The organism is Cellulomonas sp. HD19AZ1, from assembly GCF_004535805.1.
GTDB lineage: Bacteria > Actinomycetota > Actinomycetes > Actinomycetales > Cellulomonadaceae > Cellulomonas > Cellulomonas iranensis.
The window spans coordinates 356,951-378,335 of record NZ_SPHX01000001.1; the positions used below are offsets into that span (position 1 = coordinate 356,951).

The following is a 21,385-nucleotide window of genomic DNA, read 5'->3' on the forward strand; positions in this document are numbered from 1 at the left end:
CCGCGCCGTCGCGCATCATGGCGCGAGCATGACTGACACGCTGTCCCCCGTGGACCCCCTCCTGACGACCGCTGCGGTACCGGTGACCACACCCGTGACCGCCGTGGTGGTCACCCGCGGACGCACGGGCTACCTCACGACGACGCTGCGGGCCCTCGCGTCGCAGACGCGGCGTCCGATGCGCGTGCTGCTCGTCGACGTCGCGCCGGGGGAGGACCAGCACGTCGGGCTCGTGCTCGACCAGGTCTTCGCGACCGCCCCGCAGCCGGTGCCGCGCCTGGCGACCGTGCGCGCCCCGCACGCGCGCACGTTCGGCGAGGCCGTGACGGCGGGCCTGACGACGCTCGCCGACGCGGTCGACGAGCGGCCCACGCCGTGGTTGTGGCTGCTGCACGACGACAGCGCCCCCGCGCCCGAGGCGCTCGCGCGCCTCGTCCGGACGGTCTCCAACGCGCCGTCCGTGGCCGTCGCGGGCTGCAAGCAGCGCACCTGGACCGAGCCCGAGCGCCTGCTCGAGGTCGGTGTGCGCACGACGCGCTCGGGCCGCCGGCACGCCGACGTCGAACCGGGAGAGCTCGACCAGGGGCAGCACGACGGCCGGACCGACGTCCTGGGCGTCGGCGTGGCCGGTGCGCTCGTCCGCCGCGACGTGTGGGACGCGCTGGGCGGCACCGACCCGGCGCTGGGGCCGTTCGGCGACGGGCTCGACCTGTCGCGCCGAGCCCGGCTGGCGGGCCACCGGGTCGTGGTCGTCCCCACGGCCGTCGTCCGGCACGCGCAGGCCGCGTACCACGGGCTCCGGCCCGCCCGCGGCGGGGCGCGCGACGGCGACGGGCCCGCCCCTCCCGAGGTGGACCTCGACGGCGACGGCGAGCCCGACTCGGCGGACCCGACGCGGTCGTTCGCGGCGCGCCGGTACGCCCTGCTGCACTCGCGGCTCGCGGGCGCCCCGCTCGCGCTGCTCCCCGCGGTCGTGGTCATGGTCGTCGCGGCCGCCGCGCTGCGGTGCCTCGGGCAGATCGCGCTCAAGCGGCCCCGGCTCGCGCTCGCCGAGGTGCGGGTCGCGCTCCTCGTGCTGCTCCGGCCGATGCCCGTGGTCCGTGCGCGACGCCGGGCGCGGGCGAGCCGGGCCGTCTCCCGCCGGACGCTGCGGCCGCTGCAGGCCGGGTGGCGCGACGTCTGGCGGCAGTCCCGCGACCGCCGGCTGGCGCGCCGCGAGGCGCGTCGGGTCACGTCGGCGCCCAGCGAGCTCGAGCTGCGCGAGCTCGCGGCGCTCGCGACCCGCCGCCGCGTGACGGCCGCCGTCGTCCTGGTGCTGCTCGTCGCGGCCTCGGCGGTGGCGCTGGGGCGGCTCGTCGGCCCGGTGGTCGCGGGCGCCCCGCTCGTGGGCGACGCGCTCGCGCGTGCCACGACCTCGCTCGGCGACGTGTGGGACGCCGCGACCTCGGGCTGGGTCTCGGGCGGCGTGGGCTCCCCGGGGCCGGCGGACCCGCTCGTCGTCGTGCTGGCCGCGCTGGCCGCCGTGCTGGGCGGTGACCCGGGTGCCGCGCTCGCGACGGTCGTGCTGGGCGGGGCCGTGATCGCGGGCGTCGGGGCGTGGTTCGCGGCCGGCGCCGCGACGCGCTCGGTCGGCGTGCGTGCGTGGGCCGCGCTCGTGTGGGCCTCGGCCCCGACGCTGCTCCTCGCGGTCGGGGACGGCCGGGTCGGTGCCGTGCTCGCGCACGCCGCGCTGCCGTGGGTCGCGCTCGGCCTCGCGCGCGCCGTCGGCGTGCAGCGCGTCGACCAGGTGCTGTCGGGGATCTCGACCGCGCGGCGTGACGAGCGCCTCGACGCGGACGCCGAGGCGGAGGCCCGGGCCGCCGCCGCCGCGGAGCGCTGGGACACCGCGTCCCACGCACGCGTGGGCGGCGGTCGGTCGACCGACCCCACGGCAGGTCCCGCGACCGCCGCGCCGCCCTCCCCGCCCCCGGGGGACGAGGCGCACGTCGAGACGCCGGTGCGCGGCGTGCCCGAGGTGCCGGCACCCCGTGGTCCCGTCTCGGGCGCCGTCGTCGCTGCCGCGCCGGTCACGCACGACCCCGCGCCCGCGTCGACCGACGAGGAGCGCGCGCCGGCGCTCGTGGGTGCGCCCGACCCCACGGGCTCGGTGGCGGCCGCCGCGGGTGCCGCGCTCGCGCTCGCCGTGGTGACGGCTGCAGCGCCCGTCCTGCTCGTCCCCGCCCTCGTGCTGCTCGTCCTGGTCGCGACCGTCGTGCCGCGGGCCCGGCTGCGCGTGCTCGCCACGGCGGTGCCGTCGCTCGTGCTGCTCGCGCCGCTCCTCGCCGAGGCCGGCGCACGAGGCGTCGAGGGCGTCCGGCTGCTGCTCGCCGACCCCGGTCCGGCCGCCGCGGCGGCGCCCGCGACCACGCTCGAACGTCTCCTCGGGGTGCCGACCGACCCCGCGGCCCTCGTCCCCGCCGCGCTCCCCGGCGTGCTCGCGCAGGTCTGGCCGTACCTCGGCGGAGCGGTGCTCCTCGCCCTGGCCGCCGCGGCGCTGCTGCGCGGCCGTGCGGTCGCGCGCGGCGTGCGCACGTGCTGGGCCGTCGCCGCCGTCGGGGTCGGTGCCGGCGTGCTGGTCCAGGCGCTGCCCGCCACCGTGACCGCGGACGCCGTCGCGCCGGCCTGGACGGGTGCGACCGTGTCGCTGACGCTGCTGGGGCTGCTCGGCGCCGCCGTTCTCGGTGCGGACGGCATGACCGACCGGCTCGCCCGCCAGACCTTCGGGTGGCGGCAGGCCGTCGTCGCCCTGGGCACGGCCGCCGGGGTCGTGGCCGTGACCACCGCGCTCGTCGGGTGGGGCTGGTCGGCCCGCATGAGCGACGCGGCGACCCTGCGCGCGCTGTCCGCACCGGTGGTCCCGGTCGTGGGGCAGCAGGGCGCGCAGTCCGACGCGGCGTCACGGATCCTGTCCCTCGAGGCGCGTGCGGACGGCACGGTGGGCTGGGCGCTCCTGCGCGCCGACGGCGACCAGCAGGTCGACCACGCGGCGGCCGTCGCGACCCGCGGCGTCACGGGGCCGCTCGACGCGCCGTCCGCCGTCGAGCGCGACGACGCCGCGACCGAGGTCGACGCGCTGGCGGCGCGGCTCGCGCAGGGCGCAGCGGGCGACGTCGCCCCCGACGTCGCCGCGCTCGGCGTCGCCGACGTGCTCGTCCCGGGGGTGCGCGAGGACGCACCCGCGGCACGGGCCGCGCGGTCCAGGCTCGTCGGCGTCCTCGACGCCACCGCCGGGCTCGAGCGCGTCACGCACGACGGCTCGGGCACCCTGTGGCGTGTCCGCGCGGCCGAGGGGACCGCCGTGGCCTCCTGGGCGCGTGTCCTCCCGGCGGGGGCGGACGTCGTCGACCCGGTCGCCGAGCCGGTCGCGGCGGACGCGCGTCGGGGCGGCACGACGCTCCCCGCGGGCGACGGCGACCGCGTCCTGGTGCTGGCCGAGCGCGCCGACGCGGGCTGGCGCGCGTGGCTCGACGGGCGTCCGCTGCCGGCGGCCGACGCGGGCTGGCGGCAGGCGTTCGCGCTGGGTCCCGACGGAGGCACGCTCGAGATCCGCCACGTCACCCCGCTGCGCACCCCGTGGCTCCTGGCCCTCGGGGCGACGACGCTGGTGACCCTGCTGCTCGCGCTGCCGCTACGACGACGTCGAGGGGTGCGGACGTGACGCACGAGACCACCGCACCGGAACCCGAGGGCACGACGCGCCGCGAGCGTCCTGCCCGGCGGGGCGGGCGCGCCCTGCGCATCGTGTCCGGCGTCGCGGTGCTGGGCCTGACCGCCGGCGCCGTCGTCGCGGGCACGCAGCTCGGCACGGCCGACGCGCGCGCCCTGCCCGCGGTGGACGTCGAGGTGGCGCCGACCCCCGTCACGCTCGAGTGCCCGGGGCCGGTCCTGCTCCCGCAGCGCACGGTCCGTGGCGACGCGGCGTTCGACCCGGCCCCCGTGGCACCCGTGGTCACGGTGGACGCCGTCACGGCGGAGGGCTCGGGCGCCGGTGCGCTGGCGGTCGCGCCGCTGGGCGGGGGCACCGCGCTCGCGGACCTCGTGGCCGGCGGGGGCGCTGCCCACCTCGCCGACGTCGCCGGTCCGCTGGTCGTGCGCGCGGAGCCGCGGGACGACGCGCCCGTGGCGGCCGCGACCGGCGCGTCGGTCGTGACGGACGGCGACGCGCGCGGTCTCGCGGCCGCCTCGTGCCGGGCGCCGTCCTCCGACGACTGGCTCGTCGGCGGCGCGACCGGCATCGGGTCCACGTCGACGCTCGTGCTGAGCAACCCGGGTCTCACCGCGGCCCAGGTCACGCTCGAGGTCTTCGGTCCGAACGGACCGGTCGAGCAGACGACCGCGCAGCACGTCGTGGGGCCGGGCGCGACCCGCACGGTCGACCTCGGAGGTACGGCCGCGGGGCAGTCGGCCCTCGTGGTGCACGTCACCGTGGCCGGCGGGCAGGTCGCCGCGCGCGTCCAGGACACCGCGGTGCTCGGTTTCACGCCGGCGGGCACCGACCTCGTCGTCCCGGGGGCCGCACCCGCCGCGCGGCAGGTCGTCACGGGTCTCGACGTGGAGGCCTCGGCCGTGGGGGCGTCGGACGCGCCGGTGCTGCGCCTGCTGGCTCCCGGTGACGCGGCGACGACGGCGCGCGTGTCGCTGCTGGGCGCCGACGGGCCCGTCGCGCTGCCCGGTGCGGACGAGGTGCCGCTCGCGCCCGGCGAGGTCGTGGACGTGCCGCTCGGAGGTCTGCCGGCGGGGACCTGGACCGCGGTGGTCGACGCGGACGTCCCGGTCGTGGCCGCGGCGGTCGTGTCGAGGTCGGGCGTGCCGGGCGCGTTGGACGACGAGGCGCGTGTCGAGCGCGCGTGGTCGGCGTCGACGGCGACGGACGTGCACGGCGTCGTCGCCCTGCCCCGGGGGATCGCGGCCCGGCTGGTGGTGGCCGCGGTCGGTCAGGACGACGAGGACCGCAGCAGGACGCGCGCGACGCTGCGTGCTCTGGACCGTGACGGGGCGGTCCTGTCGGAGGTCCCGGTGACGGTCGACGCCGGCACGACGGGCGCGTGGGACGTCGCCGACGTCGCGGCGGGTGCGGTCGCGCTGGAGCTCGAGCCGGACGGCGGCACGCCGCTCGCGTGGGGCGTCACGCTGACGGTCGCGCAGGCCGACGGCGACCTGGTGGCGGTGCTCGACCCCGTGCCGGTCAACGGCCGGGCGAAGGACCGCACCGTCCGGGAGGACCCGGCCGCCGCGCGCGGCTGACGCGGCGCGCGGGACGTCCCGCACGCCGCACGCGCGGGACGCGTCAGGGGGCGCGCAGCTGCAGCCGCTCGCGCAGCGCGAGGCCGATCCGCAGCGCCAGGCGGACCGGTGCCTGGTACCAGTGCGCGTACCGGCGCTCGAGGTACTGACGGGCGCTCGCGTGGTGCGCGCGGATCATCGGTGCCGGCCGGTCGCGCCAGGAGGTGCCGCCGACGTGCGTCACCTGCACGTCGGGGACGTACAGGTTCTCCCAGCCGGCGCGCCCGAGACGCTCGCCGAGGTCGACGTCCTCGAAGAACATGAAGTACGACTCGTCGAACCCTCCGACCTGCTCGAACGCGCTGCGGCGCAGCAGCAGGCAGGCGCCCGACAGCCACCCGGCCTCGCGCAGGTAGCCGCCCACGGACTCCTGGCGCGCGTGGTACGCGCGGGTCCACGGGTTGCCGGGCCACACGCGGCCGAACAGCGCGTGCCCCGCGCCCTGACGCAGCGACGGCAGCGCTCGGGCGGACGGGTACATCGTGCCGTCGGTGTTGAGGAGCATCGGCCCCAGGGACCCGGCACTGGGCTGCTCGTCGCCCGCGGCGACGAGGCGGTCCAGCGACCCGGGGGTCCACTCGATGTCGGAGTTCGCGACGACCAGCCACGGTGCGCCCGCACCCGCGGCACCGCGGTTCGCCGCTGCGCCGTAGCCGAGGTTGCGCCCCGGCACCAGCAGCCGACCGCCGGCCTCGTCGGCGGCGGCCTGCGCGACGGTGTGGTCGGTGCCGTTGTCGACGACGACGAGCTCGACGGGGTGCGTCGACGCGCCCGCGAGCGTGCGGACGAAGCGGACCAGCTCTTCGCCGGGGTGGTAGACGACGCAGACCACGCGGACGCGAGGGGCCTCGTCGTCGGCGGGGTGGGCCGGGGCGGGACCGGGAGAGGGCGGCGTGCTCATCGTCCGCTCACCTTAGTGCGCGCAGCTCAGTGCCCGTCGTCGTAGCCGGGGTCGACGTCCTGCGGGCTGCGACCGAGCAGGTCCGCGACCTGCTCGACCACGACCTCGTGCACGAGGTCCGCGAGGTCGTGGTCGTCGTTGGCGCGCGCCTCGACGGGGCGGCGGTACACCACGATCCGCGGGGGCAGCCCGGCGTCGGCGGGGAAGTACCGACCCAGCGGGACGCCGCCGTGCTCCCAGGGCGCGGGGTTGGACGGCGGTACGTCCTCGACCGCGAACTCGGCGCCCTCGAGCTCGCGCGCCCAGCGGCGCTCGAGGTCCTCCACGGTGTCGAGCACGAGGTCGTCGAAGCGCTCCGCGCGCGTGCGGTACGCGGGCACGCCCAGCGGCAGCACGGGACCGCGGGGCCCGCGCCCGCGGCGGTCCCGACGCCGAACGGCGACCGCGGGGCGGCCGAGGGGTGCGGGGTCGTCGGTCCCGGCACCGTGGCGCCGCCCTGCGGGCGGCCGCGAGCCGTCGGGCGGGGCGGGGCGCTGCGGGCCGGACGGACTCACGTCGCCACTCTAGCCAGCGGCCCGGTGCGACGCGGCGACGGCCGGCCGGGGGAGCGGCACCCGGGTCGCGCGCCGCCCGACACGCGGCCCCGACGCGCCGCACCGGGTGCGTGCCGGGGGGGTACGGTCTGCACGTGAGATCCGTCCGGCAGTGCTCGCGCACGGCGTGCCCGCACGCTGCGGTCGCGACGCTCACCTACGTCTACGCCGACTCGACCGCGGTGCTCGGGCCGCTCGCGCAGCACGCCGAGCCGCACTCGTACGACCTGTGCGTGGAGCACGCCGAGCGGCTCACGGCTCCCCGCGGGTGGGAGGTCGTCCGGCTGCTGCCCGACCTGCAGGCGGCGGCCCCGAGCCACGACGACCTCGTCGCGCTCGCCGAGGCGGTGCGCGAGGCGGGGCGCCGGCGCGCACCCGACCCGGTGCCGGACCTCGCACCGGCCGCACCCGCCGGCGTCGACGCCGCCCGCCGTCGGGGGCACCTGCGGATCGTGCCCGGCGCCGCGACCGACGGCGGCGCGTGAGCGCGCCCCGGGGCCGCCGGCCGCCGCCCGACGAGCCGCTGGGCTCCGTCGTGCGGCCCGTGGTGGACGACTCGGCGACGGCGCCCGCGTGCCACCGGTGCGCCGACACCGACCTCACGCGTGTGCGTGTCGCGCTGCCCGACGGTCGCCCCGCGGTCTTCGCCGCGTGCGCCGCCTGCGAGACGACCGCCTGGTACGTGGTGGGTGGCGACGGCAGGGCGCTGGGGCCCGACGGCACGCCCCGCTGAGCCCGAGGCCGCTGAGCCCAGGCTGCTGAGCCGGAGGTCGCGCGCGACGTCAGCGCGAGGAGTCGGTGAGCTCCGGCGTGAGGCCGGCGTCGCAGCGGACCGCGTCGGCCGCGATGTCCTCGAGGCGCAGGCGTGCGCGCCAGCCCAGCGCGGTGCCTGCCAGCGTCACGTCGGCGACCACGCTGACCGGGTCGCCGGCGCGGCGCGCCACGACGTCCACCCGCGGCTCGACGCCGAGCACGCGGGCGACCGCCCGGACGACCTCCAGGACCGTCGAGCCCTCACCCGTGCCGAGGTTGACGACCGCGGGCACGTCACGGCCCGAGCGGAGCGCGTCGAGCGCGACCACGTGCGCCTCGGCGACGTCCACCACGTGCACGTAGTCGCGCACGGGCGTGCCGTCGCGCGTGGTCAGACCGCCGCCGAACACCTCGACCGCGCGGTCCGCGCGCAGGCGGTCCAGCACGATGGGGACGAGGTTGGACGTGCCGCGGTCGGCGAGCACGGGCCGGGCGGCGCCGGCCACGTTGAAGTAGCGCAGGCTGGTCGCCGCCACGCCGTGCGCCCGCGCGTGCGCCTCGAGGAGCCACTCGCACGCGAGCTTGGACGTCCCGTACGGGTTCTCGGGGCGCGGGGGCGTGCTCTCGTCCACCGGGGCGCCCGCGGCGTCCGGCGTGCCGTAGACGGCGGCCGTCGAGGACAGCACGACGGTCCTGGCGTCCGCCGCCGTCGCGGCGTCGAGGACGTTGGCCAGACCGGCGACGTTGTCGCGCAGGTAGCGCGTGGGGTGCGCGACGGACTCGTCCACGCGCTTGCGCGCCGCGAGGTGGACCACGGCGTCGACCTCGTGCTGCCGGAAGGCCGTCGCGAGCGGGGCCACCTGCGTGGGGTCGGTGACGTCGATGCGCGTCAGCGGCAGCCCGGGAACGCGGTCGGCGTCACCCGTGCTGAGGTCGTCCACCACGAGCACGTGCTCACCGCGGGCGCGCAGCACGTCGACCACGTGGGCACCGATGTACCCGGCCCCTCCGACCACCGCGACAGACACGCGTGCCACTGTAGCCGGGCGCCCGGGACGGGTGCCGCGCCGTCGGTCGGGCGGGCCGGGCTACGATCGAGCCGCCGACCACCCGAGGAGACCGCACGTGCCTGGAGACCGAACGACCGCGACCGATCTCGAGCCCTGGGCGCGCGCCCTGCTGCGGTGCCCGCTGACGGGCGCCGAGCTGGTCGACGCCGTCGCGGCGGACGGCTCGCCCGTGCTGCGGTCGACGGACCCGGAGCGGCCCGTGGAGTACCCGGTGCTCGACGGCATCCCCGTGCTGCTGGTCGACGAGGCACGCCCCGTCTGACGGCGCACGGACGACGTACGCACGACGGAGGCCGGCACCCCGCAGGGTGCCGGCCTCCGTCGTGCGCGGGTGCGTCAGACGCCCGCCTTCTCCTTGAGGTCGTCGACGAACGTCGGGTTCGCCTCGAGCCAGGCCTGGACGGCGGCCTGCTCGTCGGCGTGCTCGTCGGAGTTGAACATCATGTTCTCGAGCGAGAACAGCTGCTCGTCGGTCAGCGTGAACGCGCCCACGAGCTTGGTGAGCGTGGGGTAGCGCTCCTCGAAGTCGCCGGAGCCGAAGGTGTGGATCTGCTCGGCCTCGCCGAGCGCACCCTTCGGGTCCTCGAGGTCGCGGATCGGGAACGCGTCGTACGCCCAGTGCGGGCGCCACAGCGTCACCGCGACGTTCTGGCCCGCATCGGTCGCCCCCTTCAGCTCGGCCAGCATCGCGGGCGTCGACGACGTGACGTAGTCGAGGCCCTCGAGGCCGTACTCCGGAATCACGGCGTCCTGGGTCACCTGCGTGAGGCCGGCGCCCGCCTCGATGCCGACGAGCCGGTTGCCGTACGCGTCGCCCATGGTCGCGAGGTCCTCGAGCGTCTGGGCCGGGGAGTCCTCGTTGACGGCGATCGTCAGCTTGGCGTCGTCGTACCAGACGCCGAGGTCCGTCAGGTCGTCGCCGTACTTCTTGAAGTACGACTCGTGCGTCAGCGGCAGCCAGGCGTCGAACATCAGGTCGAAGTCGCCGCCCGCGAGACCCGTGAACAGGATGCCGATGTCGGCGGTCTGCGTCGAGACGTCGTAGCCCTCGTCCTCGAGGACCGCCTGCCACAGGTGCGACACGGCGATGCCCTCGTCCCAGCCGGACGGGATGCCGATCGAGACCTTGGTCTCGTCGGAGCCGTCCCCGGTCGCGTCCGGGGTGGCACCGGCGTCGGCGTCCGACGCGCAGGCGGCGAGCGTGAGGCCGAGGACGGCAGCGGCGGCTGCGGCCACGGTGCGGCGGCGGGCGGTGGAGCGCGAGAGTGCGGGAGTCATGCTTCCTTTCGTGGCGGCGGCACGGTGCCGTCGCCGGGGTGGGAGGGGTCGTGCAGCCCCGCGAGGGGGCCGGATCAGGCCTTCGCGGCGGCGAGGGCCCGGGACACGGGGGACCGGGTGCCGAGCGCGGCGGTCACGCGGTCGAGGAACATCGCCAGGATGACGACCGCCAGCCCGGCCTCGAAGCCCAGCGCGACGTTGACGCGCTGCAGGGCTGCGACGACGTCGGAGCCCAGGCCGTCGGCGCCGACCATGCCGGCGATGACGACCATCGAGAGCGCGAGCATGATGACCTGGTTGACGCCCGCCATGATCGTGGGCAGCGCGAGCGGCAGCTGGATCTGCCGCAGGATGCGCCCGGGCGTCGAGCCGAACGCGTGCCCGGCCTCGACGACCTCGGGGTCGACCTGGCGGATGCCGAGCTCGGTGAACCGCACGCCGGGGGCGAGCGCGAAGATGACGGTTGCGACGATGCCCGGCACGGGACCGGTGAGGAAGATGACGACCGTCGGGATGAGGTAGACGAACGCCGGCATGGTCTGCATGAAGTCGAGCACGGGGCGCACGACGGCTGACACGCGGTCGTTCCGCGCGGCCCAGATGCCCAGCGGCAGGGCGATCGCGAGCGCGATCGCCGACGCGAGGATCACGAGCGCGAGCGTGTCCATCGCGTTGCCCCACTGCCCGACGGACGCGATGACGACGAAGCCGACGAGCGAGCCGACGGCCAGGCGCCAGCCCTTGGCGAGGAACGCGAGGCCTGCGAGCACGAGCGCGACGGCCCAGAACGGCGGGCCGGACAGGACGACGTCGAGCATGTCGTAGATGCCGACGAGCACGTCCTTGATGAACGAGAACAGCGGGCGGAACGTGTCGGTGACCCACGCGACGCCGCCGTCGACCCACTGGCCGAGGGGGACGCGGGGCACGAGCGTGTCGGTCATCGGGCACCTCCCGCGGTCGTGGCGTGCGCGTCGACGGCGTCGAGCACCTCGGCGGCGGGCGCGGCGTCGGTGGGTGCGTCGACCGGGGCGTCGTCGTCCGTGGTCCCGGTCGTCTCCGGGGGGACCATCGCCTCGAGCAGCGTGACGCGCGGCACGACGCCGACGAGGCGGCCGGCCTCGTCGGTCACGGGCACGGGCAGCGCGGACTCGGCGGCGGGCGCGAAGACGTCCGCGAGCGCGGTGTCCGGGCTCACGGGGGCGACGCCCTCGTGCACGAGCCCGTCCATCGTCTCGCGGCCCGCGCGGACGGCCGCGACCGCGTCCTCGTCACGCACGATGCCCGTGAGCCGACGCTGCCGGTCCACGACGTACGCGGCCGACACCTGCGCCTCGCGCATCGTGCGGCTCGCCTGGCGGGGTCCGCCGGCGTGCGGCACGACCGCGCGCGGCGCGACCATGACCGACGACGCCGTGAGGACGCGCGTGCGGTCGACGTCCGCGACGAACTGCGCGACGTAGTCGTTGGCGGGGTCGGACAGGATCTGCTCGGCCGTTCCGGTCTGCACGATCCGGCCGTCGCGCATGACGGCGATCCGGTCGCCCAGGTACATCGCCTCGTTGAGGTCGTGCGTGATGAACACGATCGTCTTGCCGAGGTTCTGCTGCAGGTCGAGGAGCTGGTCCTGCATCTCGCGGCGGATCAGCGGGTCGAGCGCGCTGAACGCCTCGTCCATGAGCAGGACGTCGGTGTCGGCGGCGAGCGCGCGCGCCAGGCCGACGCGCTGGCGCATGCCGCCCGAGAGCTGCGAGGGAAGCGAGTCGCCCCAGCCCGACAGCCCGACGAGCTCGAGCGCCTCGCCGGCGCGGCGCCGGCGCTCGGTGCGGTCGACGCCCTGGATCTCCAGCGGGTAGGCGGCGTTGTCGAGCACGGTGCGGTGCGGCAGCAGCGCGAAGTGCTGGAAGACCATGCTGACGCGGCGGCGGCGCAGGTCACGCAGGCGCCGGTCGTCGACCGTCGCGAGGTCGTCGTCGCCGATCACGACGCTGCCGGCGGTCGGCCGCCACAGCCCGTTGAGCATGCGGATGAGCGTCGACTTGCCGGACCCGGACAGGCCCATCACGACGAACGTCTCGCCCGACTCCACCCGGAGGTCGGCGTCGATCACGGCGGCCGTCCCGAACGGTCGGACGTCCTCGCGGGTCGCGCCTTCGCGCAACCGGCGGACGGCCTCGTTCGGGCGCCGTCCGAAGACCTTGAACACGCCCTCGGCGCGTAGTGCTGTCACATCCACCTCGTGCGTCCACGGGCCCGGGCCGTGCGCTGCGCGCTCGGCGTCCGCGGGGCGCGCTGGGCGCTCCGCGGTCTCGGGCCCTCCACGGCAGCTCCCGGCCCGCTCGTGCGGGCACAGCCGTCCCGGCACGTGGTGACGGGAGCGAGGACGCCACAGGGCGCACCTCGGGAGCCGGTCCCGGCCGGTGGACCGGGACCGATCCACCCTGCCCGGCGTGCTCGGATGCCGCAAACGTGCCGTTGGTCGGATGTCCGGGTCCTCCGGGGTCAGGATGCGTCAAAGAGATGGCAAAAACCGCATGTGACCAGGGGACTCGTGCAGGCTGGGCGTCGTTATCGAATCGTGATCGAACGTACGCGCCGAGAGGTGGGCGCGTCGGCGGTCCGACCCTCAGGACGTGACGGGGATCACGCGCCCGGTGCCGTGCAGGTCACACCTCGGGGTCGGGGACGCCGTGCGGCAGCCGCCGCAGCAGCACCGCCTCCGCCTGCTCGCGGCGCACGCGCTCGAGCTCGACCAGACCCTCCCGGCGGCCGCGCTCCGCGAGCACCGCGGCCAGGAACGCCTCGGGGTGCGTGCCCGCGGGCGGCGGCGGGCTGACGAACGGCTGCAGGTCGCCCGCGAGCCGCACGGCGAGCTCGGCCCGCGACGCAGGGTGCAGCCGCGGCGCACGCGCGACGAACTGCCGCACCGCGAGCGCGAGCCCGTCGGGCAGGCGCGCGACGTCCGCGTGCGTCGCCCAGCCCGCCAGGTGCGGCGGCATCACCGCGGACCCCGTGTCGGGCCGCGCCGAGCGCACGCGCGAGCCGTACGTCCCCGCGAGCACGTCACCCACCCGCTTGCCGCGCGGGTGGAACAGCGAGCACAGCAGCGCGACCGAGCCGGCGGTCAGCCACAGCTCGCCCACGCCCGTCAGCGCGCGCACGAACGCCTGCCGGAACGTGATCGGGCCGCCGTCGTCGCGCACGATCCGCACGCCCGCGACCAGCTTGCCCACCGACCGCCCGCGCGTGAGCGTCTCGACGGTCGTCGGCAGCACGAGCGTCACGACCGCGACCGCGACGATCCCGAGGACGCGTCCCGAGTGCTCGTCGAGCGGGACGTCCAGCCCCCCGAGCGTGAGGATCGCGGCGATCCCGGCGACGAACAGCACGACGAGGTCGACGATCGCCGCGAGCAGGCGCGACGCGACCGACGCCGGCCGGGTGTCCAGCACGACGCCCTCGCCGATGACGACCCCGTCCTCCAGGTGCGTCGCGCGTGCGGTGGCTGCCACCCGCGCAGACTAACCGGCGGCACGTCGGCCCCGCGCGCACGCCACGGGTGGCAGGCTGGGGGCGTGGACCTCGACGCGTACACCCGGGCCCGCACGCCCACCTGGCAGCGGCTCGACGAGCTCACGCGGCGTCGCTCGCTCACGGGCGCCGAGGCCGACGAGCTCGTCGCGCTGTACCAGGCGACCGCGACCGACCTGTCCGCCGTGCGCTCGGCGGCGCCCGACCCCGCGACCGTGACCCGGCTGTCGCACGGTCTCGCACGCGCCCGGGGCCGCCTCGCGGGGACCCACGTGCCGTCCTTCGGCGAGGTCGCGGCGTTCGTGACCGTCCGGCTGCCCGCCGCGCTGTACCGGGTGCGGTGGTGGACCGTCGGCGTGACCGTCGCGTTCCTCGTGGTCGCGGTCGCGACGGGCGTGCTCGTCGCGACGTCGCCCGACGCGCTCGCGCTCATGGGCACGGCGGCCGAGCAGGAGGCCTACGTCAACGAGGCCTTCGAGGCGTACTACGCGCCGGGCGCGGGCTTCGCGGCGATGGTGTGGACCAACAACGCGTGGATCGCGGCCGTGTGCGTCGGCACCGGCATCACCGGCCTGCTGCCCGCGTACATGCTGCTGACGAACGCCGTGAACGTGGGTGCGGCGGGCGGGCTCATGGCCGCGCACGGGCGGCTCGACGTGTTCCTCCAGCTCATCGCGCCGCACGGGCTCCTCGAGCTCACCGCGATCTTCGTGGCCGGCGCCGCGGGGCTGCGGCTCTTCTGGACGTGGGTCGACCCCGGCCCGCGCCCGCGCGGACGCGCGCTCGCGCAGGAGGGACGTGCGCTGTTCACGGTCGCGCTCGGGCTCGTGGGCGTCCTCGCGGTGTCCGGCCTGGTCGAGGGGTTCGTCACCGGCACGGCGCTGCCCTGGCCGCTCAAGGTCGGCGTCGGCGTCGTCGCGCTCGCGGCCTTCTGGGCGTACGTGCTCGTGCTGGGCCGGCGCGCCGTCGCGGCGGGGGAGACGGGCGACCTCGACGCCGACCGCGCGGGCTACGCGGTCGCCACGGCGGGCTGAGCCCCTCACCGGCCGTCGCCGGCACGGACGAGCCCGCGTCAGCCGGTCAGTCGGTCAGCCGCACGGCCCACGCGTCGGCGTCGTCCGCGACCAGCCGGACCGCCCGCTCGCCCTCCGCGAGCACGTCGCGCCGCTCGGTGCGCGTCAACGGCTCGAGCGGCTGTACCGTGAGCGTCGCGGTCGTGCGGCGTGCACCTCGCGCACCCGTGACGGTGCGCGCCACCTCCCACGTCGCGCGCACGCGCCCGTCGACCAGCACCGCCGCCGGCATCCGCCCGTTCGGGGTCTGCAGACGCGTGCGGTGCGCGTCGTCGATCACGCGCGTGCGCTGCGCGTGCGACAGCCACAGGTCGTCGAAGTCGGGCAGCAGCCGCACGGGAGCCGGGACGTCGGGGTCGGGACGCGGCGCGTCGGGCAGGTCGAGCAGCTCGCGCACGCGCCCGCCGGGCCGCACCGGCGCCGCGGGCACCACCACGAGCCGGTCGCGCAGCGCGTCGACCACCGGGCGCAGACCCGTGAGCCCCGACCACGCCTGCACGTCGGCGACGCTCGCGGGCCCGTAGGCGGCGAGGTAGCGCAGCACCACCGCCTCGAGCGCGCGGCCGCGCACGGCGTCGTCCCCCAGGTCGCCCGCCGCGGCCACCGCGTCCGGCACCCACGCGTCGAGCGTCGTCCACGTGGTGGGCGCCGAGCGGCGCCACAGGCCGCGCGGCGTGACCTGGACGAGCGGCAGCAGCGCGCGGGCGAACGCCGACAGGTCCTGCGGGTGCGCGTCCGGCCACGAGCGGGCGAGGTGCGCACCCAGGTCGGTCGTGACGCGCGGCTCGGCCCGCACGTACGCGGCCGCGACCTCGCGCAGCCGCTCGAGGTCCGTCGCGTCGGCCGACGCGCGCCGGCGTGCGTTCGCACGCAGCTCGCGCGCCATCACCGGCAGCGCGAGGGCCGCGAGCACCGGCGCGTCCCGCGCGGTCACCAGGTGCACGGTCGAGCGCTGGCACGCGATCCGCAGCACCGTGCGGTCCAGCAGCGCCGCGTCCAGCGCGGCGGTCGTGAACCCCTCGACCCGGCTCCACAACCCGAGGAACGGCGACCACGGGTTCTGCGCCTGCAGGCCGAGCAGGTGCGCCACGACGTCGGGCAGCGCGTCGGACGTGCGCGTCAGCAGGTGCTGGCGCGCGAGCAGCGCGCGGTTGAGGCCGCGGTCGTCGAGCACGGGACGACGCTAGCGGCGACCACCCACGTCCCGCCTACAGCCGTCCCTGGGCCTTGAGCGCGAGGTACGTGTCGGCGAGCCGTGGCGCCAGGTCGTCCGGCAGCGCCTCGACCACCTCGACGCCGCGCTGCCGCAGCCGCGCCCCGACGGCCGCCCGCTCGAGCGCCGTGCGCTCGGCCGCCGCGGCGTCGAACACCTCGTCGACCGTCGAGCGCGCCGCCCGCAGCTGCTCGAGCTCGGGGTCCGCGACCGCCGCCAGGACCACCTGGTGCCGACGCGTCAGGCCCCCGACCACGTCGAGCAGCCCCTGCTCGACGGACGCCGGGTCGAGCGACGTCAGCAGCACCACGAGCGCGCGCCGGCTCAGCCGCGAGCGCACCTGCCCGACCAGACCCGGCCAGTCGGTCTCCACGAGCGCCGGCTCGACCACCGCGAGCGCGTCCGCGAGCGCCGGCAGCACGCGCGACGCGTGGCTGTCCGCGACACGGGCACGCACCCGGCGGTCGTACGCGACGAGCTCGACGCGGTCGCCCGCGTGCGCCGCGAGCACGCCCAGCAGCAGCGCCGCCTCGACCGACGCCTCCAGGCGCGTGCCGTCGAGCACGCGCGCCGCGCTCGTGCGGGACGTGTCGACCACGAGCAGCACGTGCCGGTCGCGCTCGGGGCGCCACGTGCGCACCACGACCTCGTCGCGGCGGGCCGTCGCGCGCCAGTCGATGGACCGCACGTCGTCGCCGTCGACGTACTCGCGCAGCGAGTCGAACTCGGTGCCGCCGCCGCGGACCTGCACGGCCGCCCGCCCGTCGAGCTCGCGCAGCCGGGCCAGCCGGGACGGCAGGTGGCGCCGCGACGCGAACTCGGGCAGCACGCGCAGCCGCCCGGGCACGTCGAGCGAGGCCTGCCGCCCCGCGACGCCGAGGGGGCCGACCGTGCGCACCGTGACGCTGCCGGCCTCGGCGTCGCCGCGGCGCGTGGGGACGAGCGTCGTCGTGACGCGGCGGGCCTCGCCGGGGGGCACGTCGACGCGGTGCCGCGGCGTGCGCGCACCCGTCGGGGCGTCGCCGCCGGGCAGGGTCGACGGCGGCCACGCGTCGCGCACCAGGACGCGCGCCGTGCGGCGCCCGACGTTGCGCAGCGTCAGCACCGAGTCGGCGGTTCCGGTCAGCCGGACCGACGCCGGCAGCCGCCGGGACACGGCGAGCTCGCGCGGCGACGCCGCGAGGGCGACGTCGACCGCGCACAGTGCCGCCACGACGACGGCCCACGCGACGACCGTGATCGGTGCCGGCAGCAGCGCCACCGGGACGAGCCCGGCGAGCGCGACCAGCACCGCGCGGGAGGTCAGCGCCACGGGTCAGCGGGGGACCGGGACGGACGCGAGCACCGTGTCGAGCACGGTCTCGGCGGTGACGCCCTCGATCTCCGCCTCGGGCCGCAGCTGCACGCGGTGCCGCAGCGTGGGGTGCGCGAGCGCCTGCACGTCGTCGGGCGTGACGTAGGAGCGGCCCGAGAGCCACGCCCACGCGCGCGACGTCGCGAGCAGGGCCGTCGCGCCGCGCGGGGACACCCCGAGGCTCAGCGACGGCGACGTGCGGGTCGCGCGGCACAGGTCGACGACGTAGCCGACGACCTCGGGCCCGACCTGCACGCGCGCGACCTGCTCGCGGGCGCGTGCGAGCGCGTCGGCGTCCGCGACGGCGCGCACGCCCGCGGCCCGCAGGTCCCGCGGGTCGAAGCCCGCGGCGTGGCGGGTCAGCACCTCGACCTCGTCGGCGCGCTCGGGCAGCGGCAGCAGCAGCTTGAGCAGGAACCGGTCGAGCTGCGCCTCCGGCAGCGGGTAGGTGCCCTCGTACTCGACCGGGTTCTGCGTCGCGACGACCACGAACGGGTCGGGCAGCCGGCGCGGCTGGCCGTCGACCGTGACCTGACGCTCCTCCATGGCCTCGAGCAGCGACGCCTGCGTCTTGGGGGGCGTCCGGTTGATCTCGTCGGCGAGGAGCAGGTTCGTGAAGACGGGGCCCTCGCGGAACGAGAACTCGGCCGTCCGCGCGTCGTACACGAGCGAGCCCGTGACGTCGCCCGGCATGAGGTCGGGCGTGAACTGCACGCGCGTCGTGCCGAGCTCGAGCGCACCCGACAGCGAGCGGACCAGCAGCGTCTTGGCGACGCCCGGGACGCCCTCGAGCAGCACGTGCCCGCGGCACAGCAGCGCGATGATGAGGCCCGTGACGGCGGCGTCCTGCCCGACCACCGCCTTGCCGACCTCGGTCCGCACCGCCGCGAGCGCCGTGCGCAGGTCGTCGCCGGGGGCCGCGGCAGGGGCGGGCGGTGCGACGTGCGCCGGCGGGGTCGGGGAGGCCGGTGCCGGGGCGGGCGACGGCGCGGCCGTCGGCGGCGCGTACGGCGAGGCGTCCGCGGGAGGCTGCGGGCCCGCCGGTGCGGCGTGCGCCGGGGTCGGCGCCGGGGCGTCGCCGCCGGCGTCGTGGCCCGGCCAGGGCGCCGGCGGCCGCTCGGGCCCGGGAGCGGGCGTGGCCGGGGGGTACGGCGTCTCGTCGGTCACGGTCGGTGTACCTCGCTCTCCAGGTGGTGCAGGTCGTCGGCGAGCCGCAGCAGGGCCGCGTCGTCGGTCGGGGGCGGGCCGTACAGCAGCGTCTCGACACCGCGCGCGTCGCGCCCGGTGGCCCGCACGAGCGCGTCGATCAGGGTGGGGGCGTCCGCCGAGCGCGGCAGGCCGAGCCGGTGCGCGACCCGCGCCGCCGTGCCCGCGCGCAGCGCCGCTCCCGCGTGGCCGTGTGCGCGCGCCCGGCGGTACAGGCGCCCGCGCCCGCGCGTCGTCTCGGCCGAGCGCACGACGACCGGCAGCGCCTCGGCCACGACCGCGCCCAGCCGTCGTCCGCGCCACACCACCGTGACGGCCAGCACGAGCAGCAGCCACGCGAGGACCGGCCCCACCCACGGCACGAGGTCCGTGAGCGAGGCGCCGGCCGCGCCGTCGGGCACGAGACCGGCGTCGTCGAGGCTCGGGACGTACCAGACGAGTCGGTCCGTGCGTCCGAGCATGCGCAGCACGAGCGCCGCGTTGCCCTCGTCGGCGAGCGCCTCGTTGGTGAGCGGCTCCATGTCCGCGAGGGCCACGAGCCGCCGGCCGTCCTGCTCGACCACCACGTACGCGCCGTCGCCGGCGCCCGGCGACGACGGGAAGCACAGCACCGCGGAGCCGGTGACGTCCTCGTAGCCGCCGGCGGCGGTGATCGTGCCCGCGGCCGTCGCGTCGGGGTCGTCGCACGCGGCCTGCCGGGCGGCCCGGGGCGCTGCGGCGCCGGTCGCGACCACGTCGGGGGCGAGCGAGGTGAGCGCCCACCCGGCGTCGACCAGCACGAGGTCGTTGTCGAGCGCCGCGAGCGCGTCGACCTGCTGCGCCGACAGCCACTGGTCGCCGACCACGAGGACGGTGCCGCCCGACGCGGCCGCGCCGACGGCCGCGCGCGTGGTCGTCACGTACCGCACGTCGACGCCCTGCCGCTCGAGGACGCGGGCCGCCGCGCGCGCACCGGACGCGGTCGGGTTGTCGGGTGCCCCGGGCGTCGTGCTCGTCGGGGGCGAGGGCAGGGCCAGCACGAGCGCGCCGACGACCGCGACCGCGAGCACGACGAGCCACGGGCGCCACCGGCGCCAGCGCTCGGCGCCGCGGCTGCGCGCGGTCGAGCCGTCGCCCAGCACCTCGCCGGTGGTGAGGCCGGGGAGCGTCGTCGGGGGCGCGCTCACGCGTCCACCGCCACCGGGCGGGCCGCGGCGACGGCCGTGTCGAGCGCACGCATCGTGGCGTCGTCCTCGGCGGTGGCCGGCCGCTCGCCGTACACGACGTCGTCGAAGAGGTCGCCGCCGCGGGCCAGCGCCGCGGCGTGCGCGGGCAGCGCCGCACCCGCGTCCCGCGCGGCGGCGTGCGCCGTACGCCCCGGACGCTCGTCGAGCAGGGCGCGCTCCTCGAGCCCGCGGACCACGGCGCGGTAGCGGTCCGCCACGGCCGCGGACCACGCGCCCTCGCGCGCTGCCGCGTCGGCCGCCGCCCGCAGCTCGTCGGCCGTGCGGCGGTCGTCACCGCGTCGCAGCGGTGCGCTGCGCCGCCGCGCGGCGCGGCGCACGGGCCCCGCGACGCGCAGCGCGACGAGCACCACGACGAGGACCACCACCGTGACGACCAGCAACCACGTCCCGCCCGACATGCCGATCGAGGGCAGCTGCTCGAGCTGCTCCCGGATCCAGCCGATCACGCGCTCGAGCAGCGACTGCCGCTGGTGGTAGACGGGGTCGAGCAGCTCCTGACGCGCCCAGCCGCGCGCGGTGGCGGCGTCGGGCTCGACCGGGACGCCGAGCCTCATGCGGTGCCGACCCGACGTCGCGCCCGCCGCGGGGCCTCCCGTGTCACGCGTCCGCCGTCGCCGCGCGCGCGAGCTCGAGGTCCAGGCCCTCGCGGCGGATCCGCACGTCGACGTAGAGCAGCGCGACCACGGCCGCCATGAACGTGGTCGACAGCGTCATGCCGACGATCTGACCGAGCGCGGTGACCAGCACCAGGACCGCCTGCGAGCCCGTCGCCGCGGACACCAGGCCCGCCACGACGCCCGCCGGCAGGACGAACAGGTACATGAGGACGGACACCAGGACGCTCGCCAGCAGGTAGATGCCGAGCAGGCGCCAGAACGAGCCCCGCGTGAGCCGCCACGCGCGCGCGACGGTCGGCCAGAAGCGGCGGCCCTCGAGCATGAGGGCGGGCGGCACCAGCAGCGTGCGGGCCGTCACCCAGACCGTCCCGACGGCGAGCGCGAGACCGCCCACGAGCGTGAGGAGCACGGCACCGCCGGGGGTGCCGGCGGCGGCGAGGCCCACGACCCCGCCGATCCACAGCCCGACCGCGACGACCGACGCGAGCAGCTGCAGCAGCCCGGAGCCGACGACGAGCCACACGCGTCGCGTGCGGGTCACCTCGCGCAGCGCGACCCGCTGCCCGATCACCGAGCGGCTGACCGACACGATCAGCAGACCCGTCAGGACGGAGGTCACCGGGACCAGCAGGGGGGCCGTCAGCGCGGCGCCGGTGTTGGTCGAGAGCATCTCGGACAGCGCCGCGGACTCCGCGGGCGTCACGCCGTCCATCCGGAACGCGTCGCCGATCGCGCCGCTCAGCAGGCCGGTCACGTACAGCTGCACGACGGTCTGGATCGCGACGGCCACCGTGACGACGACCGCCGAGAGCCCGAACATCACCGACGGGTTCGCGCGCACCGCACGCACCGCGCCGTCGAGGATCTCGCCGAGGCCCAGGGGGCGCAGCGGGACGATGCCGGGCTGCAGCGAGGGCGCGCGCCACCCCGTGGCGCCCGCGCCGCCCGGTGCGCCGCCCTGCCAGCCGGGACCGGCCGGGGGCGGCGCCGCGCCCCAGGCGGGCGGCGTCGGCGCGGCGCCCCACCCGCTCGCGGGCGGCGGGGGCGCACCCCACGCGCCGGCGGCCCCGGGCGCCGGCCCCCACGCGGGCGCGCCCGGTGCGACGGGGGCGCCGCCCGGCGGTGCGGCGGGCGGGGGTGCGGCGGGCGGGGGTGACGCCGGACCGTGGCTCGACGCACCGGCGGGGCTCGCCCAGGGCGCCGGCGGCGGGGCGTCGTCCTGCGGTGCGGTCATGCGTCCGGCTCCTC

The 21,385-nt window shown here is 77.5% G+C and carries 19 protein-coding genes; 6 read left to right on the forward strand and 13 right to left on the reverse strand.

Annotated elements, in window-relative coordinates:
* Positions 1–28: 28 nt before the first annotated feature.
* The gene (locus E4A51_RS18905) at positions 29–3,697 is read left to right on the forward strand and encodes a glycosyltransferase (protein ID WP_134850704.1); all 3,669 of its coding nucleotides are present in this window, start codon (positions 29–31) and stop codon (positions 3,695–3,697) included.
* Positions 3,694–5,283: a DUF5719 family protein gene (locus tag E4A51_RS01620; protein WP_134850705.1), complete on the forward strand. Its 1,590-nt coding sequence runs from the start codon at positions 3,694–3,696 to the stop codon at positions 5,281–5,283. The genes E4A51_RS18905 and E4A51_RS01620 overlap by 4 nt, the downstream gene beginning before the upstream one ends.
* Positions 5,284–5,326: 43 nt before the next feature.
* Here E4A51_RS01620 and E4A51_RS01625 read toward each other — a convergent pair whose 3' ends face one another.
* Together E4A51_RS01625 and E4A51_RS01630 are read right to left on the reverse strand one after the other, a co-directional pair.
* A complete protein-coding gene (locus tag E4A51_RS01625) occupies positions 5,327–6,223 on the reverse strand; it encodes a glycosyltransferase family 2 protein (RefSeq protein ID WP_070320685.1) in 897 nt (298 codons plus the stop codon).
* A 26-nt stretch (positions 6,224–6,249) separates the two neighbouring features.
* Complete coding sequence (locus E4A51_RS01630; RefSeq protein WP_167748796.1) at positions 6,250–6,777, reverse strand: metallopeptidase family protein; 528 nt, start codon at positions 6,775–6,777, stop codon at positions 6,250–6,252.
* A 134-nt stretch (positions 6,778–6,911) separates the two neighbouring features.
* On the opposite strand from E4A51_RS01630, the gene E4A51_RS01635 reads away from it, so the two are divergent.
* The gene (locus tag E4A51_RS01635; protein ID WP_070320687.1) at positions 6,912–7,301 is read left to right on the forward strand and encodes a DUF3499 domain-containing protein; all 390 of its coding nucleotides are present in this window, start codon (positions 6,912–6,914) and stop codon (positions 7,299–7,301) included.
* The gene (locus tag E4A51_RS01640; RefSeq protein ID WP_070320684.1) at positions 7,298–7,549 is read left to right on the forward strand and encodes a hypothetical protein; all 252 of its coding nucleotides are present in this window, start codon (positions 7,298–7,300) and stop codon (positions 7,547–7,549) included. The genes E4A51_RS01635 and E4A51_RS01640 overlap by 4 nt, the downstream gene beginning before the upstream one ends.
* A gap of 49 nt (positions 7,550–7,598) precedes the next feature.
* Here E4A51_RS01640 and galE read toward each other — a convergent pair whose 3' ends face one another.
* A complete protein-coding gene (gene galE, locus E4A51_RS01645; protein ID WP_070320686.1) occupies positions 7,599–8,597 on the reverse strand; it encodes a UDP-glucose 4-epimerase GalE in 999 nt (332 codons plus the stop codon).
* 97 nt (positions 8,598–8,694) lie between these two features.
* Here galE and E4A51_RS01650 point away from each other — a divergent pair, with 97 nt between their 5' ends.
* Positions 8,695–8,901, forward strand: coding sequence for a Trm112 family protein (locus tag E4A51_RS01650; protein ID WP_070320683.1), 207 nt, complete (start codon positions 8,695–8,697; stop codon positions 8,899–8,901).
* Between the two features lie 74 nt (positions 8,902–8,975).
* Here E4A51_RS01650 and E4A51_RS01655 read toward each other — a convergent pair whose 3' ends face one another.
* From E4A51_RS01655 to E4A51_RS01670, 4 genes are all read right to left on the reverse strand, one after another.
* Positions 8,976–9,917, reverse strand: a complete 942-nt coding sequence (locus E4A51_RS01655) for a glycine betaine ABC transporter substrate-binding protein (protein WP_134850706.1) — start codon at positions 9,915–9,917, stop codon at positions 8,976–8,978.
* Between the two features lie 74 nt (positions 9,918–9,991).
* Complete coding sequence (locus tag E4A51_RS01660) at positions 9,992–10,861, reverse strand: proline/glycine betaine ABC transporter permease (protein WP_070320681.1); 870 nt, start codon at positions 10,859–10,861, stop codon at positions 9,992–9,994.
* Entirely contained in the window at positions 10,858–12,153 is a 1,296-nt protein-coding gene (locus tag E4A51_RS01665; protein ID WP_134850707.1) for a glycine betaine/L-proline ABC transporter ATP-binding protein, read from the reverse strand. Before E4A51_RS01665 ends, E4A51_RS01660 begins: the two co-directional genes overlap by 4 nt.
* A 430-nt stretch (positions 12,154–12,583) precedes the next feature.
* Positions 12,584–13,429 carry an RDD family protein gene (locus E4A51_RS01670; protein ID WP_233421220.1) on the reverse strand — a complete coding sequence of 282 codons (846 nt, stop codon included), beginning with the start codon at positions 13,427–13,429 and terminating at the stop codon, positions 12,584–12,586.
* 63 nt (positions 13,430–13,492) lie between these two features.
* Here E4A51_RS01670 and E4A51_RS01675 point away from each other — a divergent pair, with 63 nt between their 5' ends.
* Positions 13,493–14,482 carry a stage II sporulation protein M gene (locus E4A51_RS01675; RefSeq protein ID WP_134850708.1) on the forward strand — a complete coding sequence of 330 codons (990 nt, stop codon included), beginning with the start codon at positions 13,493–13,495 and terminating at the stop codon, positions 14,480–14,482.
* Positions 14,483–14,528: 46 nt separating this feature from the next.
* Here the strand turns inward: E4A51_RS01675 and E4A51_RS01680 are convergent, their stop codons facing one another.
* The 6 genes from E4A51_RS01680 to E4A51_RS01705 are packed head-to-tail and all read right to left on the reverse strand — an operon-like array spanning position 14,529 to position 21,371.
* Positions 14,529–15,695: a winged helix DNA-binding domain-containing protein gene (locus E4A51_RS01680; protein WP_134850709.1), complete on the reverse strand. Its 1,167-nt coding sequence runs from the start codon at positions 15,693–15,695 to the stop codon at positions 14,529–14,531.
* Positions 15,696–15,729: 34 nt separating this feature from the next.
* Positions 15,730–17,046, reverse strand: a complete 1,317-nt coding sequence (locus E4A51_RS01685; RefSeq protein WP_046528751.1) for a DUF58 domain-containing protein — start codon at positions 17,044–17,046, stop codon at positions 15,730–15,732.
* Between the two features lie 3 nt (positions 17,047–17,049).
* Entirely contained in the window at positions 17,050–18,255 is a 1,206-nt protein-coding gene (locus tag E4A51_RS01690; protein ID WP_134850710.1) for a MoxR family ATPase, read from the reverse strand.
* Positions 18,252–19,460, reverse strand: a complete 1,209-nt coding sequence (locus E4A51_RS01695) for a DUF4350 domain-containing protein (RefSeq protein ID WP_134850711.1) — start codon at positions 19,458–19,460, stop codon at positions 18,252–18,254. Before E4A51_RS01695 ends, E4A51_RS01690 begins: the two co-directional genes overlap by 4 nt.
* On the reverse strand, positions 19,457–20,074 hold the full coding sequence (locus E4A51_RS01700) for a DUF4129 domain-containing protein (RefSeq protein WP_046528749.1): 618 nt from the start codon (positions 20,072–20,074) through the stop codon (positions 19,457–19,459). Before E4A51_RS01700 ends, E4A51_RS01695 begins: the two co-directional genes overlap by 4 nt.
* Positions 20,075–20,117: 43 nt before the next feature.
* On the reverse strand, positions 20,118–21,371 hold the full coding sequence (locus E4A51_RS01705; protein ID WP_134850712.1) for a hypothetical protein: 1,254 nt from the start codon (positions 21,369–21,371) through the stop codon (positions 20,118–20,120).
* Positions 21,372–21,385: the final 14 nt, after the last annotated feature.

What these genes read in the sequence shown, in the direction of transcription:
- E4A51_RS18905 (WP_134850704.1), top strand. Translation starts at nt 29, where the DNA reads ATGACTGACACGCTGTCCCCCGTGGACCCCCTCCTGACGACCGCTGCG.
- E4A51_RS01625 (WP_070320685.1), bottom strand. Translation starts at nt 6,223, where the DNA reads ATGAGCACGCCGCCCTCTCCCGGTCCCGCCCCGGCCCACCCCGCCGAC.
- E4A51_RS01655 (WP_134850706.1), bottom strand. Translation starts at nt 9,917, where the DNA reads ATGACTCCCGCACTCTCGCGCTCCACCGCCCGCCGCCGCACCGTGGCC.
- E4A51_RS01660 (WP_070320681.1), bottom strand. Translation starts at nt 10,861, where the DNA reads ATGACCGACACGCTCGTGCCCCGCGTCCCCCTCGGCCAGTGGGTCGAC.
- E4A51_RS01700 (WP_046528749.1), bottom strand. Translation starts at nt 20,074, where the DNA reads ATGAGGCTCGGCGTCCCGGTCGAGCCCGACGCCGCCACCGCGCGCGGC.
- E4A51_RS01705 (WP_134850712.1), bottom strand. Translation starts at nt 21,371, where the DNA reads ATGACCGCACCGCAGGACGACGCCCCGCCGCCGGCGCCCTGGGCGAGC.